The 17655-nt window shown below is 68.8% G+C and carries 14 protein-coding genes and 6 pseudogenes; 4 read left to right on the top strand and 16 right to left on the bottom strand.

Translation table 11 applies throughout. From position 1 onward, the window contains the following. The 5 genes and pseudogenes from AB0915_RS33395 to AB0915_RS33375 all read right to left on the bottom strand — a co-directional run. A pseudogene (locus tag AB0915_RS33395) lies at positions 1 to 1280 on the bottom strand (hypothetical protein); the annotation flags it as partial. Next, positions 1277 to 1810: a pyridoxamine 5'-phosphate oxidase family protein gene (locus AB0915_RS33390; RefSeq protein ID WP_366694623.1), complete on the bottom strand. Its 534-nt coding sequence runs from the start codon at positions 1808 to 1810 to the stop codon at positions 1277 to 1279. The gene AB0915_RS33390 and the pseudogene AB0915_RS33395, both read right to left, overlap by 4 nt. A 1159-nt stretch (positions 1811 to 2969) precedes the next feature. Further along, positions 2970 to 3314: pseudogene (locus tag AB0915_RS33385) on the bottom strand (transposase); the annotation flags it as partial. 87 nt (positions 3315 to 3401) lie between these two features. Next, positions 3402 to 4481: a winged helix DNA-binding domain-containing protein gene (locus tag AB0915_RS33380; protein ID WP_366694622.1), complete on the bottom strand. Its 1080-nt coding sequence runs from the start codon at positions 4479 to 4481 to the stop codon at positions 3402 to 3404. Positions 4482 to 4505: 24 nt separating this feature from the next. Beyond that, a complete protein-coding gene (locus AB0915_RS33375; RefSeq protein ID WP_366694621.1) occupies positions 4506 to 5240 on the bottom strand; it encodes an alpha/beta fold hydrolase in 735 nt (244 codons plus the stop codon). 79 nt (positions 5241 to 5319) lie between these two features. On the opposite strand from AB0915_RS33375, the gene AB0915_RS33370 reads away from it, so the two are divergent. Further along, positions 5320 to 6294 (top strand): transcriptional regulator, encoded by a 975-nt coding sequence (locus AB0915_RS33370; protein WP_366694620.1) that lies wholly within the window; start codon positions 5320 to 5322, stop codon positions 6292 to 6294. A gap of 126 nt (positions 6295 to 6420) precedes the next feature. On the opposite strand, the pseudogene AB0915_RS33365 reads toward AB0915_RS33370, so the two are convergent. The 4 genes and pseudogenes from AB0915_RS33365 to AB0915_RS33350 form a co-directional block, all read right to left on the bottom strand. Then, positions 6421 to 7130 (bottom strand): annotated as a pseudogene (locus tag AB0915_RS33365) (IS6 family transposase). Positions 7131 to 7434: 304 nt separating this feature from the next. Then, positions 7435 to 7680 (bottom strand): hypothetical protein, encoded by a 246-nt coding sequence (locus tag AB0915_RS33360; RefSeq protein ID WP_366694619.1) that lies wholly within the window; start codon positions 7678 to 7680, stop codon positions 7435 to 7437. A gap of 1 nt (position 7681) precedes the next feature. After that, complete coding sequence (locus tag AB0915_RS33355) at positions 7682 to 10027, bottom strand: tyrosine-type recombinase/integrase (RefSeq protein ID WP_366694618.1); 2346 nt, start codon at positions 10025 to 10027, stop codon at positions 7682 to 7684. After that, the gene (locus AB0915_RS33350; RefSeq protein WP_366694617.1) at positions 10024 to 10959 is read right to left on the bottom strand and encodes a tyrosine-type recombinase/integrase; all 936 of its coding nucleotides are present in this window, start codon (positions 10957 to 10959) and stop codon (positions 10024 to 10026) included. The genes AB0915_RS33355 and AB0915_RS33350 overlap by 4 nt, the downstream gene beginning before the upstream one ends. 360 nt (positions 10960 to 11319) lie before the next feature. Here AB0915_RS33350 and AB0915_RS33345 point away from each other — a divergent pair, with 360 nt between their 5' ends. Beyond that, positions 11320 to 13719 carry a 2OG-Fe(II) oxygenase gene (locus tag AB0915_RS33345; protein WP_366694616.1) on the top strand — a complete coding sequence of 800 codons (2400 nt, stop codon included), beginning with the start codon at positions 11320 to 11322 and terminating at the stop codon, positions 13717 to 13719. Positions 13720 to 13982: 263 nt separating this feature from the next. Here AB0915_RS33345 and AB0915_RS33340 read toward each other — a convergent pair whose 3' ends face one another. The 3 genes and pseudogenes from AB0915_RS33340 to AB0915_RS33330 all read right to left on the bottom strand — a co-directional run bounded on the left by AB0915_RS33340 (position 13983) and on the right by AB0915_RS33330 (position 15210). Then, on the bottom strand, positions 13983 to 14192 hold the full coding sequence (locus AB0915_RS33340; RefSeq protein ID WP_366694615.1) for a hypothetical protein: 210 nt from the start codon (positions 14190 to 14192) through the stop codon (positions 13983 to 13985). A 449-nt stretch (positions 14193 to 14641) separates the two neighbouring features. Continuing rightward, a pseudogene (locus tag AB0915_RS33335) lies at positions 14642 to 14869 on the bottom strand (S24 family peptidase); the annotation flags it as partial. Between the two features lie 167 nt (positions 14870 to 15036). After that, entirely contained in the window at positions 15037 to 15210 is a 174-nt protein-coding gene (locus tag AB0915_RS33330) for a hypothetical protein (protein WP_366694614.1), read from the bottom strand. 30 nt (positions 15211 to 15240) lie between these two features. Here AB0915_RS33330 and AB0915_RS33325 point away from each other — a divergent pair. Continuing rightward, positions 15241 to 15437: pseudogene (locus AB0915_RS33325) on the top strand (transposase); the annotation flags it as partial. Here the strand turns inward: AB0915_RS33325 and AB0915_RS33320 are convergent. After that, entirely contained in the window at positions 15400 to 15594 is a 195-nt protein-coding gene (locus AB0915_RS33320) for a hypothetical protein (RefSeq protein WP_366694613.1), read from the bottom strand. The pseudogene AB0915_RS33325 and the gene AB0915_RS33320 sit on opposite strands and share 38 nt — an antisense overlap. A 17-nt stretch (positions 15595 to 15611) precedes the next feature. Between AB0915_RS33320 and AB0915_RS33315 the strand changes: the two genes are divergently transcribed. Further along, positions 15612 to 16004 (top strand): hypothetical protein, encoded by a 393-nt coding sequence (locus tag AB0915_RS33315; RefSeq protein ID WP_366694612.1) that lies wholly within the window; start codon positions 15612 to 15614, stop codon positions 16002 to 16004. Between the two features lie 116 nt (positions 16005 to 16120). Here the strand turns inward: AB0915_RS33315 and AB0915_RS33310 are convergent, their stop codons facing one another. From AB0915_RS33310 to AB0915_RS33300, 3 genes and pseudogenes are all read right to left on the bottom strand, one after another. After that, a complete protein-coding gene (locus AB0915_RS33310; protein WP_366694611.1) occupies positions 16121 to 16414 on the bottom strand; it encodes a hypothetical protein in 294 nt (97 codons plus the stop codon). Between the two features lie 508 nt (positions 16415 to 16922). Beyond that, positions 16923 to 17327 carry a hypothetical protein gene (locus tag AB0915_RS33305; protein ID WP_366694610.1) on the bottom strand — a complete coding sequence of 135 codons (405 nt, stop codon included), beginning with the start codon at positions 17325 to 17327 and terminating at the stop codon, positions 16923 to 16925. Between the two features lie 27 nt (positions 17328 to 17354). Then, positions 17355 to 17655, bottom strand: a pseudogene (locus AB0915_RS33300) (hypothetical protein); the annotation flags it as partial.

Raw genomic sequence — 17655 nt, 5'->3', positions numbered from 1 at the left:
CTACCAGAGCCGGCGGGGGGTCCCCCGGGGGTGTTTATACTAATTAAATATTTATCTCGTCCGAGGGTCCGGCCGGCCCCGCCCCCCCCGAGCCGGGTGCGCTGCAACTCGCCGCCGGACAGTGTGGCGGCGCTGCGGGACAGCTGAAGGTGGGCCAGGCCGAGCCGGTCCAGGAGGCGGAGCCGGCGTCCGAGGTCCTGCAGCAGGGGCTCGCCGACGGTGCGCTGCCGGGTGACGAGCAAGTCGGCGACGTGCCCGGCCCAGCGGCGGACCTCGCGTACGTCCACGTCCAGCAGATCGGGGTAGGTCAGGCCGCCGAGACGTACGGACCGGGCGACCCGATCGAATCCGCTGCCGTGGCAGGGACCGCAGGGCTGCTTGCGCATGTACGGCAGGTAGCGCTGCTTGGCGTCGGCCGTCCGGGCATTGACGAACACCCGTTCCACCTCGGCAAGCGCGCCGCGCAGCGGTTGGCTGGAGGTGTAGGTCATACGAGCCGTCTCGTTCTTGTTCGGGATGTCGACGGTGGCCTCGACCGCATCGTCGCCGGTGCCGTACAGGACGTCGTGCCGGAACGCCGCGGGCAGCGACTGCCAGGGCCGGCCGAGGTCCACGCCGCGTTTGGCGGCGAGTGCGGGGACGAACATGTGCTCTCCGGACCGCCATTTGGCGTACCAGGGGGAGGCGCCCTCGAAGAGGGGGAGGTCCGGGCGGGTGATGACGAGGTCTTCCTGGGCCTGCCAGCGTCCGCCGGCGCCGTGGCAGTCCGGGCAGCTGCCTTCGGGGGTGTGGCGGTCGAAGTGCGCGGTGGTCAGGGGACCGGCGCCGGTGTCCGCGGCCGGGTCCGTGTTCGTGTCCGGGCCGATCCGCGGGAGGCGCGAGTAGAGCAGGCCGAGGTGCCCGTCGATCCCTGTGATGGTGGCGACAGTGGAGCGAGGGTTGCGGTTCAGGCGGCGCTGGTCGACCGCGAGCGTGGCGCCGAGGCCGAGGATGCGGTCGACCTTGGGGCGGTTGCGCTGGGTGATGTACTGGCGTACGAACGGCGAAAGTCCCTCCAGGTACCGCAGTTGGGCCTCGCTGTGCAGGGTGTCGATGGCGAGTGAGGTTTTGCCGCTGCCGCTGACGCCGGTAAAGGCGACGAGCCGGCCTTTGGGGATGCTGATGGACACGTCGCGCAGATTGTTGGTGCGGGCGCCCACGACGTCGATGGTGTCGCGCGTCTTGCCGGCCCCGGCAGCGTGTGGGGCCGGCATGCGTGTGTCCGGTACGGGCGGGGTCACGCCTCGTCCGCCTTCCCGCCGAGCTTGGCGAGGTCGGGGGCGAACACGGCCATCCACTGCGGGTGCAGCCGGTAGAAGACCACGTCGTTGTCCCAGTCGAAGGCGTCGTCGCCGTAGAAGTCCCGGAAGTACGCGAGCAGGTCCGGCCAGTCGGCGGCCGCCTCGCCGCAGTGGGGGTTGAGGACCTCCGCGGTGCCGTGTGTGAACACGCCCAGGTCCTCCCCGCGCATGTGCGCGGCGCTGACGGCGGGCCGGGCGGCGAGGTGCCGGGCTTTGGCGGCGCCGCGCGCGGTGCCGAAGTGCCACCTTCCGTGCAGGAAGTGCCCGTCCACGCCGCTGATCCGCGGCTCGCCCTTCGCCGTCACGGTGGACAGCGCAAGCGTGCACATGCCGGTGAGCACGCGAGTGAGCTGCTCGGCGGTGAGCGTGCGCTCGCTGCTGATGATCGACCGCAGGTGCGCCGTGGAGCGGGAGAGCGAGGCGTCGAGGAGGGCTTGGAGCCGGTGCAGATCGTCGGGTGTTTCGCGCATGAGGGTCCTTGTCTGTCCGTCGTCCCGGCCCGCGCCACCACGACACCGACCGGCGCCCCCACTGTCTCCACAAAACCCGACACCCTCTGTCGTATTTCTTGTGGTGTCCTCTGCACCCTGCCACCGGGCTGTGGGCAGGCGTACAAGCGACGACCGGCTGCGGACGCCGCGACCCTGCGACGCGCCCGCAGCTGGCTCAGCGGCATCCTCATCGGAGAGGCGGGCATCCGCCACCCCGGCGGCGAACCCACGGGGGTCCCGCCGGCACGCACCGCGCTGGGACGCCTGGTTGCAACAGCCTGCCGTTGATCAGAAGAACGACCCAGACCACTCCACTCCGAGGACGCACGACCCAAGTTGGGGTGGCACTGGACACCGGCTGGTCGCGTCGCTGATCACGCGGGAGTGACCATGGAAGGTGCTCGGGGTCTCCGCAGTAGCAAGGAGGGGAGCCACGGTGCCGCGCGGCATCTGGAATAGCTCGGTGGGCGCACTCGGAGGCGAACCACGGGACGCGGGGGTGAACGTCCTCAGCCTCAGCCGCAGCAGATCGAACGCGACGCAGTGCGCCGGCCACTCTTCCGCTGCACGGGCCGCCCCGGCACCGCGCCGGGCAAGCCGGTTCTGCAACCGGTCGAACGCGAGGCGGCCCGCAGCGTCCCAGACGATCAGCTCGCCGTCCAGCGCGGTCACATCCGGCAGATGCACGGGCCCCGGACACGACCTCCGGAAGCGAGGCCGCCATCTCGGTACCGCGCCTGGAGCGCAGCACCACTCGGCCTGTGTCGACGGAGACCAGCGTCCGGAACCCGTCCCGCTTCGGCTCGCCCGCCCAGCCCGGCCGCAGATCAGGCTTGGGTACGGGAGCGCTCAGCATCGGCTCCGGCAGCGTCCACGTCACACCGGAACCCTTCTGCCAGGTACGCCCGTGCTGTCTGCCTGCTACGATCCGCCCTTGGTCAGCTGGCTTGCACTGCCGCTGACCGGACCACCCTGCGCACGCCGTGGTCGGGCCTGTGTTCACAACCCGCCCACGCCGCCTGCTGCCCCGACCACAGCAGGTCAGCGCGCCACTCCGGCCGCCTAGATCGCCCCATGCTGCCCGACAACACCCCACGCAGGGCAGCCGACCCCAGAAGGTCATTCCGTTAGGAGTTCTTAACGCCCGGATGTGAGAGCCGTCGACCGCCGCCCGGGAGAAGTCCAGGGCGTTCGCATTGCGGAGCCTGGCGAGGAGGACCTCGTGCAGCCGGGGCCACAGACCGGCCTCAGTCCACTCGGCCAGGCGCCGCCAGCAGGTCATGCCCGAACCGAGGCCGAGCTCCTGCGGCAGATGTTCCCAGGCGATCCCGGTGTGCAGCACGAACAGGATGCCCTGGAACACCAGCCGGTCAGGATGCCGCTTGCGCCCCGGGTGCCGGGGCCGACGCTCGACCTTGGGCAACAGCGGCTCGATCACCGCCCACAACTCGTCGCCGACCTCCCACGGCTTCGGCCGAGCCACCCCATACCCCCGGATCATCAGTCCCGGACTGATCCAACCACCTTGAAGATCATTTCGTTAGGAGTTCTTACTGGGCAGCCCCGGCGTTCAGGCGGAGGGCTGTAGAAAATGAGTGACAGCCGAGGCTTCCGTATCAATCAGAGCCTGAAGCTGCGACGACAGGGGCTCGAACGCGTCCACCTGAACACAGCGTCCGGCGTCACGGCGGGTCCACGTGGCGATGGCCAGACCGTCCGCGATGACCGTGGGGCGGATGACGCCGCCGCCTGGCCAGACTCGGCCGTGGTGAGCGGTGGGAACGGACAACTCCCGGGTGCGGTACCCGACGAGGTAGTTGTCGTAGGCAGGCAACAGCCGCACATCCGGGGTGGCGAGAGTGCCCGGAGGTTCCTCTTTCCGTCCGGTCGGCACGCTCAGCGTGCCGTACTCGGTGATCGAGTCGGTCTGCGCCAGTGTCTTCCAGGCCCTGCGGGCCAGGGTGATCGGCAGGCCCGACCAGGCGGCGAAGTCGTCCACCCCGACGGGCGCGTGGGCGCGAAGGTAGTGGCGGGCGAGCTCGGCGACGGCCGTGTCCTCCTCCCACGGCAAGTCCCCGGCGACGGCCGGCAGCCAGTCGTCGAGCAGGACATACGTAGCCTCATCACCGCGTCGAGGGCCGTGACAGAGAACTCCGGTGAGTGCCGCGTGGCGAATCAGGTGGAACGGCGCCTGCCCCTCCGGCTGAACGCCGACAGCGGCCAGGTGCTCCGTCAGTTCGGCCCGGGTGAGCGGTCCGTGCGCGGCAAGAACACGTCGGACAAGCCGGTCAGCGCGCTCACGCATACCGGCGTCCAGGCCGAGCTGGTGATAGCGGCGGCTGGTTGCGGCGAGGATGCGGGGAGCGAGCAGCCGCAGCACCCAGCGGGCGTCCGAGCTGGGGAGGGTGTGCAGGGTTCCGCGCATGAACCAGCCGCGGACGATGCTCCGCTCATCCTCGTAGGCCGCGCGGATGTCCTCCGCGCTGATGTCCTGTCCCCGTACTCGGATGCCCAGGTCCGCCGCCGCGGCGTCCTGCGCCTGGACGGCGAAGACCCGCCGCACGACGGCCTCGGCGGAGGTCTCCCGGACCCCATCGGTCAGAGCCTGCGCGTGGGCCCGCATTCTGCGGATGAGTTCCTGCGGCTGCATCGGATGTGCCGTTCCCTGGCAGCGTCAGGAGACGGCCGCGTGAAGGACATCGGCGAGCTCGCCGGGCGCGGACAGCATCGGCCAATGTCCGGTGGACAGGTCGAATCGGCGCCACGGTGCCTGGTTCAGAAAAGCCAGCATCGGCACCCCGGCATCCAGCAACGCCCGGAAGTCGTTGCAGGCGATCAGGACACAGTCCACGCCGGGCCCCGGCTCGGCCGGGCCGGTGAGCCGCTGGGTGTAGGTGCCGAACGGCTGAGGGGTGGTACGTGCGCTCAGCACGTCCCGCTGGCCCTGGTCGAGTCCGTCGAGGCTGCTGGACAGGCCCAGGACCTCCAAGAACGACATCGACAGCCGCCAGCCATCACCACGGGCCGTGACCTGCTGGCCCAGCTGGTCCGCCACCTCCGGTGGCATCAGGTCGAGCATGCGCATGCCCGCGGCGAACGGGGCGCTGTCCACGTAGACCACTCGCTCCAGCCGCTCGCCGAGACGCCCGGCCGCCCCGCTGACGGGGGCGGCCGCATAGCTGTGGGCGACCAGGGTGACCTCGCGCAAATCGTTCTTCTCGACGAAGTCGGTGATGTCCGCGATGTGCGTGTCCAGGTCCGTCTGGGGCCCGCCCTCCTCCGCACGCTCGGCCACGCCGGTCAGCGTCAGCGGCAGCACCGTGTGGCCGTGCTCTCGCAGAGCGCGGGCGGTGTCTTCCCAGGCCCACGCCCCGAGCCAGGCACCGGGAACGAGTACGAAGGTGGCCATGTGATCTCCCTGAAGTGAGTGCTGTGGGGAGCGTAGAGTCAATACAGGACAGAATCAGCCCTGAAATGCCGAGTGACCCATGTCGCATCCCCTGACCCGTGTGCTGACCCTGCTGGAACTGCTCCAGTCGAACGCCGGGCTCACCGGGCCGGAGCTGGCCGACCGGCTCGACACCGACGCCCGCACGGTCCGCCGGTACATCGCCCACCTGCGCGACCTGGGCATCCCCGTGCAGGCCGAGCGCGGCCGCTACGGCGGCTACCAGCTGGCCCGCGGCTACCGGCTGCCGCCCCTGGTGCTCACCAATGACGAGGCCCTCGCCGTCGTCCTCGGACTTCTCGCGGCTGAACGCCTCGGAATGGGCACGACCGTGCTGGCCGCCGTCGGCGCCCGAGCCAAGATCGAACGGGTGCTTCCAGACGCTCTGCGGGAGCCGCTCACTGCCATGGGGGAGACCCTGTCCTTCACCGCGAACGCCGTGATCGCACAGGCACCCGAGAGCGGCGTCCTGCTTGCCCTGGCCCAAGCCTCCCGCGCCAGGACGACCGTTGGTATCAACTACCGGTCCTGGCGGCAGGACCAGACCGAGCGCGACATCGACCCCTACGGCGTGGTCTTCCACACCGGCCGCTGGTACCTCGTCGGCCACGACCACCTCCGCGACGACCTGCGGACCTTCCGCATCGATCGCGTCGCCTCCGTCCATCCCCGCACGAAGACCTTCACCATCCCCGACGGCTTCGACCCGGTCGCCCATCTGACCGCGACCCTCGCTCACGGGCCCTACCGCTGGCAGGTCGAGGTGACCATCCACGGCCCCTTCGACGAGATAGCCCGCCGCCTGCCGCGCTCGGCTGTCACACTCATCGCCCAACCCACCGGCGTCCTGATGCAAGCCCGCGCAGAGCGCCTCGACGGCATGGCGCACATGCTCGCCTCTCTCGAATGGCCCTTCACCATCCACCGCCCCGACGAGCTCCGGTCGGCTCTCAGGAATCTGGCCGACCAGCTCGCAGCAGCAGCCGAACGCACACCAGGGGAACTGTCGCGGTAAATCCGGCATTTACTGCGGCATCTCTCACCGCAGCCCTGAGCGTTACGCAGGGCGTTGTCACGTTGTTGGGTGTGTGGGTGTCTGACGGTGTGTCGAGGTGTGGTGGGGCCTGGTTCCGGCCTGTGCTCAGGCCGGGGTCGTCAGGCCGGTGTTCTCGGTGACGTGGTCCCAGAGGGTGAAGCGGATGGTCATGTCGAAGCGGTGTTCGGCGGCGGTGCGGAGATGTCGCCGGGTGCGGAAGTGGGGTGAGATGCCGCTGAACGCGGACAGGAACCGCTGGGCACCACCGACGGAACGGAAGCCTTTCATCGCGCGTTCGCGTTGCCTAGTGGGCTGGTGGCTGTTCTCTGCCCGGTTGTTGAGGTACTTCGACTGCCGGTGCTCGACGGAGGGCATGACCTCGCAGTGGGCGCACCGTAGGAGCGGAGCTTGTCCGTGACGATCACCCGGGGCACCGCACGGGTCTTCTTCATCAGACGGCGGAAGAAGCGCCTGGCCGCGGCCTTGTCGCGGCGGTTCTGCACGAGGACGTTGCCGCCCTGGTCGACGGCCCGCCACAGGTACTTCAGCTCGCTGTTGATCTTGATGAAGACCTCGTCCAGATGCCACTTGTCCCCAGACCGGGGCTGCCGGCGGCGCAGCGCGTTGACGTAGGTCTGCCCGAACTCCACACACCAGCGGTGGATCGTCTCGTACGAGACGAACACACCGCGCTCAAGCATCAGCTCCTCTACGTCGCGGAACAACAGCGGGAACCGGAAGTACAGCCACACGCAGTGGGAGACCACCCCGATCGGGTACCGATGCCCCTTGTACGACGGCGACGCACTCTCCACCGACGACTTCCCCTCCAGCACGACCAATCCGAAGATCATCCCACGCCATCAGTCAACGTGACAGCGCCCGGCGAGGACCTGTTGCATCAGCAGCGTGTTTACGTGGAGCAGGTGGAGAGCCAGCATGGACACCTCCTGGGACTCCTTGTCCTGCCCGGCCAGATCGCCGTCCTTGCCGTAGAAGATCCTTGTTCGCGCTGTTCCAATTCTCCACGACCTGGAAGCCTTCGTGGATCTCCTGCCTCAGCTCGACGTCGGCGAGGTAGTCGCAGATTCTGTGGAATCTGATTTGTCAACATCATGCTTATTTGAGCAGTTCCGTCGTCCACTCTCGTTGCTCGGCGGTGTCCGGGACGGCGAGGCCGCGAGCTCGTTCGATCTGGTTCCAGGCGGTTTCGGGATCGACACCGTTGAGGATGAGGAGTGCGGCCGCGAGGAGGGATGAGCGCCCGATGCCCGCTCGGCAGTGGGTGACGACGTGTGCGCCGTCGTGTAGCTGTTCGGCGAGTCTGTGCAGGGTGGGCAGGATCGTGGTGAGGTCGGGTCGCATGTCAGTAGCACTTTCGTTCGGTGGGGTCAGGTGGTGATCGGACGGTCAGTGGCAGGGGCCGGCCGGGTTCGGCGCGGAGCTCGCTCGGGGTCGGGCCGGCTGGGGTGGCCACCTCGGCGAGACGTTCAAGAAGACGGTCGAGGGCGCTCTGGCCGTCGTCGACGGCGGCGCGTTCCTCTTCGGTGAGCGGAATACTCACGAGCATGCGCTGCAAGTTGGCCTTGGCTTCGACGAGTTGGGCCTTCGTCGATTCCTTGGGCGTGTAGAAGTCGCAGCGAGCGCAGGCCATCCGGTGCTGGCACTGTTCGAAGAACGAGTAGGAGCACAGACCGTGACCGAGATCGTAGTACTGCCATGGTTCACCGGTGGCCGCGGCCCCCGAGGTGATGGCGTCGCGGTCGAGAAGGACCTCGACCGTGCGGACGTTGCGGGCGAAGTAACCAGCCTCGGTGTATGCCTTCGTGAGGGTGTTTGGCGTGATCTTGGCGTAGTGCTGGGTGGACTCCGGACTCCGGTGACCGAGCCAGGCCTGCAGCTCGAACAGCGTCATCGGCTCCTTGGCGTTGTAGAGCTGGCTGGCGATCGTGGAGCGGGCCCGGTGGCTGGTGATGTTGCCCCGGACATCGGCGGTCGGGACGCCGGCCTTGCGACAGAGCGAGGGGATGACCGCGGTGTTGATGTAGGTGTTGGCGAGGCGCTTGGCCCGATGAGCGAACAGGAAGTCCACCTGCTCACCGGTCTTGCGGTCGAGCATCTTCGGCTGCTGCGGGCGGAGTTCTTGCCATGCCTCGATCGCTTTGCCGAGCAGGGGGTCGATGGGCTTGGTGAACGAGGTGCCGGTCTTGTGGGTGGGGGTGTCCAGCAGGCAGACGGCGTCCTTCGCCAGTACCTCGTCGGAGTCGCCGGGGATGGGGAAACCGTCGTGTTGCCAGCGGATGCAGCCCATGCGGAGGCGGGCTATCTCGTCGCTGCGTAGGCCGCTGAACAGCCAGGTCAGGGTGACCGCGCGGATGAGTTCGATCGGGTAGCACAGCCCGTAGGTGTTGGTCGGGAAGTCCTCGGGATCGATGTTGAGCCCGGCCCACAGCAGCTTCGCCCAGATGTCGTCGGCAATCACTCGGGGGTTGGGGCCGATCAGTGCCGCGACGCTTCTGGGAGTGGCCAGCGCGCGCACGGGGTCGAACCGGCGGGGGATCCATTCCCACTCATGGCAGTCCCGGAAGAACGTCCTGGTCGCGGTGAGGTAGCCGGCCTTCGTGCGGGGCGAGAGCGGTTCGCCGCCGCGCTTGTCGACTCCGGCCTGGCGCTGCACGTACTCGCCGATGGTCATCCGGTCCAGCGCCGCCACCCAGGCCGCGCAGGTCTCGCGCGTCCACTGGGCGGGTTCGACGACATCGGGGTGCTCGGCGGCCAGCCACCGGCCCGCCTTGGCCATGACGGACCGGAACATGCCTCTGACCTTCGGCGTGAGCGTCGATGTGGCGTGCCAGCGCTCCACCGCTGCGGCCCAGGGCGCGGGCACGCCTTCGAGGTCGGGCATCACGGCGTGGATGGGCTTGGGCGGCGGGTCGGCGTAGCCGAGCGCGGCTATCGCCCGGTGGACACCGTGGAGATTGCCGCGCCGCGCTCCGGATGGGAGCGCGGGGCTCTCGCGGACTCGTTCCAAGGCGTCGGTGGTCATGTCGTTCAGGAGCGGGCTGCGGTTGATGAGCATGATCTGGACCAGCACGGTGCGGAACTGGCCGAAGGCGCCGTTCGATGGGTGGTAGCCCCAGCCCTGGAGGGTGGCTGCCACCTGTGCGATCGTCTCTTCGACCGGTTCTTGGCCGAAGACCCGCCAGGCCAGCGAGCGGCGGACGAACCCGCCTATGCGGTGGAAGTCGGTGAAGTCGCCGAGCAGGTAGGCGAGCGCGGCCACGTAGGGCCGGACCGTGCCATCGATCCACCCGGGCCAGGCCTCCTCGAACTCCTTGTGGCCAGGGGCGATGAGGCGGCCCCAGTCGTCTGCCGACCACGCCCAGAACGACGTGCCGTCCTCCAGGCAGCGTCGCAGGATCAGGCCGACGGCGTCGGTGACCGAGCGGCGATGGGCGGGCGTGTCTGGGCACCATTGAAGCGCGGCTCGCGCGTCGTCGAGCGGGCGGAGCAGGCGGGCGATCGCCCGCCACTCGACCCGGTCCGGGTCGTAGCCTCGGCGTCGGCGAATCTGCCAGCCCAGGCTGGCCAGCGCCGTTCGCTCGCGTTCGCTGAGCTCGGGATGGCGGTCGTATCGGGCCGGGTCGATGGGCCATGGCCAGGAGGGGGCTGCGGCCGTCTCGGTAGCGGCCGCCGATGTCGTCGCGGTCACGGCATGACCGTCCCGGTCGACTGCTGGCCGAGGCGGGCCAGCATATGCACTCGCCAGCCGTGGATCTGTTCCATGCCGCGGTTGAGCTTGTCGGCCAGGTCCCGGCCCGAGAGGTGGATGTAGGTGAGGGTGGAGTCGGTGTGGCGGTGGCCGGCGAAGGTGGCGATGGCGTGCAGTTCCCAGCCCATCCGGGCCAGGTCGGTCAAGCACAGGTGTCTCGTAGTGTGGGTGGAGAACCGTGGGACATCGGCGGCCAGCGCGATCCGGCGGACCACCTTCGACCAGGTCCACAGGCTCAGCGGCTGGGCGTGGTTGCGCCGGGATTCCGACAGGAAGAGCGGTCCGCGTGCCCGGCTGATCGTCGCCCGGTGTGCGAGGTAGCCCGACAGCAGGACGCCGGTCGGCGCGGAGTACGGGACGACGCGGATGTCGACGGTGCGTCCCGGCAGGACGCCGGAGACCCACAGCAGTTCCCCGTCGGGTGCGGCGATGGTGGTGACCGAGCCGCCGTGGCGCTTGTGCTTGCCCGAGTACCAGGGCTGCTTCCTGCCGATACGCCCGTTGACCCGCTCGGTCGGGATGTTCACCCCGTCCACGATCAGGTAGTCCCAGCCCGCCTTCACGGCCAGGCGCACCACCTCGGTCAGGGGCAGCGCACGTCGCGCCAGCACCTTGATCCCTTCCTGGATCAGGTTGTAGCAGGTGCTCTTCGGGACGCCGTTGCCCTCGGCCAGTGACCGGTAGGTGTGGCCGCCTTCCAGGAACGCGCAGGTCAACACCGCCTGGAGAGGGAAGCCGTGCAGTTGCCAGCGCGACCCGATCCGACGGTGGTAACGGACGAGCGCACCAACGATGCGGTCGACAGTACCGGCCGGTGTCTTGAGCGCCAGGCCGTAGACAAGGGGTGCGGAAGCCTCCGCCGCGGTATCCATGATCGAACTCGTTCATCGCGGGCTTCCGTCGTGCCCAGTGGTACGGGACATCGCAACCGAACCGTCACCATCAGTCGACCTGAAGATCGTCCCCTTCGGGAGAAGTCGATCACGCCTTCAGCCTCGGGCGGAGCATCAACTCCCACCCCGTCAAGGTCCACTCACCTGCGAGAACGAAATTGGGACACGCTCAGTGGCGCTACCACCAGCAACGCGAACACCTACGCGTCCACACCATCCGCTACCGCGACATACTCACCCTCGCCGCATGACCAACAGCCCGGGAACAAGGACTGCCCGCGGCGTTAGGGTTTCCGGGACAGGCCATACGGCACGCTGCACCCCTGGGGACGAAACAGTATGGGACACGGAGCGCGGAAGCAGCTGGCGGAGCTGCTCGGCGACGCACAGCGGCGCGGGGACTTCAGCACCCGTATTGAGATGTCGGCCCGCGCGCTGCGCATCGAAGTCGACGGGGTGGGGGAACTGCCGCTGCCGCTGCGTGCCCCGGTCACCAAGAAACTGATCGCGCAGGCCCGGCAGGCATCCTTCGGCCGGGGCGAGCAGACCCTGTCCGACACCAGCGTCCGCGACACCTGGGAGATCACGCCGGACCGCATCACGCTCGGCGGCACTGACTGGGACCGCACCCTGGACGGCGTTCTCGACGGTGTCCGTACCGCGCTCGGTCTGCCGCCCACCACCGTCCTACGTGCCGAGCCGCACGCACTGCTCGTCTACGGCAAGGGCCAGTTCTTCCTGCCGCACCAAGACTCCGAGAAGGACGACTCCATGGTGGGCACCCTGGTCGTCTCGCTGCCCTCGCATCACACCGGCGGCGAACTCGTCGTCTCGCACGCCGGCCGCAGCGTCGTCCACCAGGCGTCCCGGGAGAAGCTGACCTTCGCCGCCTTCTACGCGGACTGCTTGCACGAGGTCAAGCCCGTCAAGTCCGGCTACCGCGTCACCCTCACCATGAACCTCCTCGCTGAACGCATCCGCCCGGCTGGCGAAGACGACGGGGACTCGGTCGCCGACCTGGCCCACTGCCTGACCGAACACTTCACCGAGCCGGCCGAAGAGCGCTACGCCTACGGCCGCCAGAAGGCCGCGCCCCCGAACCGCCTCGTGTACCTCCTCGACCACGAGTACACCCAGCGCGGCCTGGACTGGGACCGCCTCAAGGGAGCCGACGCCACCCGCACCACCCTGCTCCGCCAGGCCGCCGCGGAGGCGGACTGCGAAGCGGTCCTCGCGTTGGCCGAGGTGAAGGAGACCTGGGACGCGCATGCTCCGTACGATCGCTACGACTACTACGGCGAGGTCGAGCACTACGACGACTGCGAGGACGAGGAGTGCGAGGGTGAATGCCTCCTGGACCCCGACGGGGAACCCGGTGCCGAGCGCCGCCGCAGCGGCGACTTCTCCAACTACGAACTGAACGAGCTGATCGACGACGAGATCACGCTGAGCTGGTGGACCCGCCTGCACGGCACCGGCGGCGAGCAGATCAACCTGCCCGTCGCGTACGCCGAGGTGTGCGCCACCACCGAGAACAAGGACCTGAAGCCCTACCAGTCCGAGTACGAGGGCTACATGGGCAACTACGGCAACACCCTCGACCGCTGGTACCGGCGGGCCGCCGTGGTCCTGTGGCCCCGGCAGCGGTCGTTCACGGCCCGCGCCGAGGCCGGCTCCGAGGGCGCACTGCGGGAACTTCAGGGCCACCTGGATGCCGGGGACCTCGACCGGGCGCGCACGCTCGCCCGGTCGCTCGCCCCGTTCTGGAAGCACCACGGTTCGGGCGAGGCGGCCGCGGCGCTCTTCGCCGCCGCCCTGCCCGTCGCGGTGGGACTGCGGGAAGCGGACACTGCCACGATGCTCCTCGCGCCTTTCGGAGTGGAGACCCTGGGCGAGCGGCACGCCCCGGGTCTCGCGGCAGCGGCCGCGCGGTACGGAAGGACGTGGGCCCGCGGGGCCGTCAGCAGCTGGTTCGGCACGGTTGGCGCGTACACCGGGGCCGACCGCGCGGCGTGGCTCGAGTCGCTGCCCGGCCTGTGCACCGCGCTGCAGGCCGCCGACGGCGATGGGGACGCGATGGCCTCGCCGCTGGCCGAGGGTGCCTGGCAAGCAGTCGAGCAGCAGCTCACCAGCTGGCTCGGCGTCGGCCGCGAAACGGAGCGCCGCACAGGAATGGAGGGGCTGGGCGCATCACTGGCCCGCGTCCTGCAGGCGGCAGGGCCCGAGACCGCCGACACCATCGCCGCCACGCTGCGCGGCCTGCCGGACACCGCCCTGGAATGTCTGCTCCCTGCCCTGCGCACAGCGGCCCGCCACCAGACGACCATACGCGATGGCGCACCCGCCGCCCGCGCCTTCCAGGCCCTCGCAGACCACTGCGAGGACCGGCTCACCGCGGCCCTCACCCGCCCCGTACGCGCGGCCGACGACTGGTCCCTCACCCCGGCCGGGACATGCCGGACTGGCTGCGGACTCTGCCCCGACTTGGACGCCTTCCTCACCTCCCGTACCCGCCACGTCATGGAGTGGCCGCTCGCGAAGGACGGACGCCGCCACCTCCACAGTCGCATCGACCAGGCTGGCCTGCCCGTCTCCCACACCACCCGGCGCCAGGGACGCCCCTACGTCCTGGTCCTGACCAAGACGAAAGCCGTCTTCACCCGCGAACAGGCGACCCGCACCCGCGCCGAGACCGACCTGGCGTGGCTGCGGGACAAATGGCCCCGGTCGCGCGGCTGAGGGTGGCTGTTGATGTCAGACGTTGATGTCAGGGCGAAAGTCCTGGCCTGAGACTTCCGCGGCAGCCCCCGACAGATCACGGTGGTCGTCAAGGCCGTCCTGACCTTGCAGTACCTGATCCGCTATCCCTTCGGGACGAACAAGAACGAGACCACATCGTGACACTCCGCCCGGCCGGTGATCGTCTCCTTCAGAAGAAGTCGATCACCACCCCCAACCTCGGACGGAGTATCAACTCCCCCCCGTCAAGGCCCGCTCACCTGCTAGAACGAAGTTGGGACACGCTCATTGGCGGTCAGCGGGTCGACGTTCTCCCGCTCGCACATCACCAGGTACTCGGCCAGCCCCCGGGCGTAGGCGTCGATCGTCCGAGGGGCGCGGCCCAGGTCGCTCCACACCTGCAACCACCCGGCCGCCTGCTCGTGCCTGCCGAGCACCGGCCACTTCTCCTCCAGCACCACCGTGCCCAACACATCTCCTCAGTCCGTGGTCGTACCGCAGGGAGATGATCTCCGCTGCTGCCAGATTCCACGTAACTGATACGAACGATGTACGCACCGCCCGGCCCAGTTCTCTACGCGCACGACAAGGTGGCCGGTTCAATCTCCCGGCTACGCGCCCTGACGCAGGGCGGCGACTACGCCTACTACGTCGACATCGCCCACTTCATGGCCGACCTCCCGTTGCCCGCTGAGGCGGGCACGCTGGCTCGACGGGGAACCGCAGACCCGTGCGCGGTGGCGCGCCCTGGTCACCACACGGCGCGAGTACCTGCGGGCAGCACGCTGACGGTGCGGCGAAGGCGCGGCAAACGACCGGCGCTGTGCAGCTGTGAGCGGAGAACCTCCCCCGCCATGCCGACACCGTGAGTCCATCTTTTCGGACTCTGAGCTCTGCTGGCTTCAGCCCGGCTGCATGGCTGTCAGATCGCGCGCAATACCGCGACGCCCTTGCCGAGGATGGCCGCGTCATCCCCGGGGATCGGCTCGTAGCTGGAGTTGTGGGGCATGAGCCAGACCCTGCCGCCCTCACGCCGCAGGCGCTTCACGGTGGCCTCCCCGTCCAGGAGTGCGGCCACGATGTCACCATGGTCGGCGGAGTCCTGGCGGCGCACGGTGACGACGTCGCCCTCACAGATGGCCGCCTCGAGACCAGGCAGGGCAGGGCGAGGAGGCGACCATGGCGGGGGAACTGTGTGACGGGACAGCTGTGTTGGAGGAGAGCCTGAAGGTGGCCTCAGGTTCGCGTCGGGGGCTGGGCGGCACGGGTCGTTCACCGACATGTGCCCCTGTGCCGCGCCCGCCCCCCGGCGACCGGTCACGCGGAGGTGTGCAGCGGGACCGTCAACTGCTTCAGCCAGGTGCCGGTGGTGAAGTCACGTGCCTTGATGACGACCGAGCGGGGGCCCACCTCGACCTGGAGGCCCTGGTTGAAGGCGCCGCCGAGCGAGACCTCGCCGCCCTTGCCGTCGTCCATCCAGCCGACCTGCACGGCGGCGGTGTTGACGACGGTGAACCCTTCGTGAAGCGCAGCGACGACGTCTCCGGCTTCGTGGTGCTGCCGCGCCGGTGGGTGGTGGAGCGCACGTTCGGCTGGCTGCTTCGCTCGCGCCGTCTGGCCCGTGACTACGAGCGGCGGCCCGACTCCAGCGAGGCGATGACCTTTGGTCGATGCCCATGCTCATGACCCGCCGCCTCGCAGCCCCGGCGCGAGCGTGAACCGCCCCGACGGTTCCTTGACCAGCCAGCCCCGCCTCACCAGCCGGTTCGCCTTCGACCGCACTCCCTCGACCTGCGCCGGCACCTCCTCCAGCCCGAGCGCCGAGGTGATCTCCTTGCAGGTCAACGCTGTTCCCGAGCCGGGCAGGATCCCCATGATCCGTTGATAGTCCGGTGACAGCACCGACACCTCAAGGCCCTCATGCCACACCGGCACCACCGCCCCCGGCACTGCCCCGCCTCCCGGCGTCGGCGTCGCGTCGGGGCAGTGTTCTCCGCGGCCGGCATGGCAGCCTCCTCGACGCCGGCACCATCGCCAGGACCAGCGAGTACCTCGGCGAGAACCTCCCGTGCAGTCACGAAGCGCTCCCACAAGAGCTCCGCGTCGCGCAGCTCGGCAAGGACCCGGTCGGCTTCCTCGCGCAGCACCTCAACCCGCTGCCGGGCACCCCGTTCCCGCTCCTCCAGCAGACCGACCAGCGACGGCATTCCCGCACCTCCACGACCGAGACGACACGACGTTTCCTGTCTGCCATGGAACCCACGACACCACGCCTGACCAGCTAAAAGTCAGTGATCAAGTACGGAAAGACAACAGCTTCTGAAAGCAAGAAGGCCCCATCCGCCTCGAGGTTGGATGACAGGGCCCATGGCCAGCGATCAGGCAGTGTTGCCCCGGTGGTTCACGGGGCCGGAACGCTGGTGCCGCTGACGCCGGTGGTGGCCGACAGCAGGAACATCGCCAGGAGCAGTCCCGCCACGGCGGCGACGGCACCCATGATGAGCGCGGCGGTGTGGATGCCGCGGTGCTCGGCGTCGCGTCGAAGGCCGACCAGCGAGCTGCCGACCGCGGCGAGCCCGACCGGCACCGCCAGCAGGAAGTTGACCGCCAGGGCTGCCACGGATACGACTCCGAGCAGCAGACTCGCGGCGGCGTGGAACCAGCCGGTGCGTGCGGTCAGCGCGGTGTCTGCCATGAGATCTCCTGTCACAGAATGCGATTACAAGGTGCTGCACACATAGTCGGCGGAGACCGCACCGCTTGCGGCTCGCGCGAGAGCCCGTCGCAGATCCGGTTCCACGTCTCCCGGTCGTAGTCGCCCTCGCCGTAGTACTCGTTGCCGAGGTCCATGCCTTCGATGAGCCTCTCCACCCGGCAGTTTCTGGATCTGCGCGTCGGTCAGGTCGGGCAGTGACGACGGGCCGGGATTCTGCATGGCCGCGACACTGCCGGCCCGCACCACACCGCCACTCGGCTTCTCCGGGATCAGCCCAGATCAGGGGTGACTTCCAGGCTTAGCGTTGTTTTTCGGCGAGAACTACTGGGACCCCCTGAGTCCCGTGAGTTCAGGGGAACTGAAGGTATCTCGGCGAGAACCCGAGGGGTGGGTGTCCTGGTTCCCGGGTGTGGCCTCTTGGGTTCGTTGTGAACCCGCGCGTGTGGCCTCGCTGATGTAGGGGTGTGCGTTGTTGTCCGGGCTCGGTTCACGCTTCGTCGCGGTGCGTGAGGTGGCCGTCAGTGAGCCGCCAGTAGTGCTGGTGAGGAGTCAATTGCCAGGTCTCGTCGGCAGCGATCGCCTGCGTGATCCATTCGTGGAGTTGCGGGAGGGCATACGCCCGTAGAACAGCGCGGGTGGCAGCACGTTCAGTGGCACCGACTGGGTGGACGTCTATGCGGAAGCCGACCATGTCCGGATGCATGCTGCGGCCGTAGTTGCTAGGGATCGGAGCGATCCATTCTGCTCCCAGGACGATGGGCCCGCTGTCATGTCCCGTGAGGAACCGCAGGTCCGTGACGCGGCACATGTAGGGGCCGAGACACGCGTTGATGTCGGTGGTGGTCAGTGGCCAGGCGCGGTGCCGGGGCAGTCTTCGATTTCGTGCGGACATGACAGGCAGAATGGTAGAAGGCCACGGTCAGTTCTCACAGGTTTGTTCGACGGGCTGCTCCAGCAGCGCCCGTGCGGAGTTCGCGTAGCGGATCGCGGTCTTCTCGTCCAGGCCGAAGACCTCGGCGAGGTGGAGCGGATCGGGGCCATGGACGAGGGCTTCTTCGAGCTGCCGGTCGACGCGGAGCTGTTCCAGGGTGGCGGCCTGGCCCCGAAGCGGTGCAGTGAGGGAGACCTGGCTGATGGAGCCGGTTCCCAGGGCGGTGATCTTGTTGATCAGCAGGTGCGGGTTGGCCGTGCTCGGCCACCGCCGGAAGCGGTGGCCGAGC

Origin of the sequence: Streptomyces sp. NPDC048411, assembly GCF_040704695.1 — a bacterium.
Classification (GTDB): domain Bacteria; phylum Actinomycetota; class Actinomycetes; order Streptomycetales; family Streptomycetaceae; genus Streptomyces.
The sequence above is the reverse complement of the archived record's forward strand: the minus strand, read 5'-3'. Positions and strand labels throughout refer to the sequence as shown.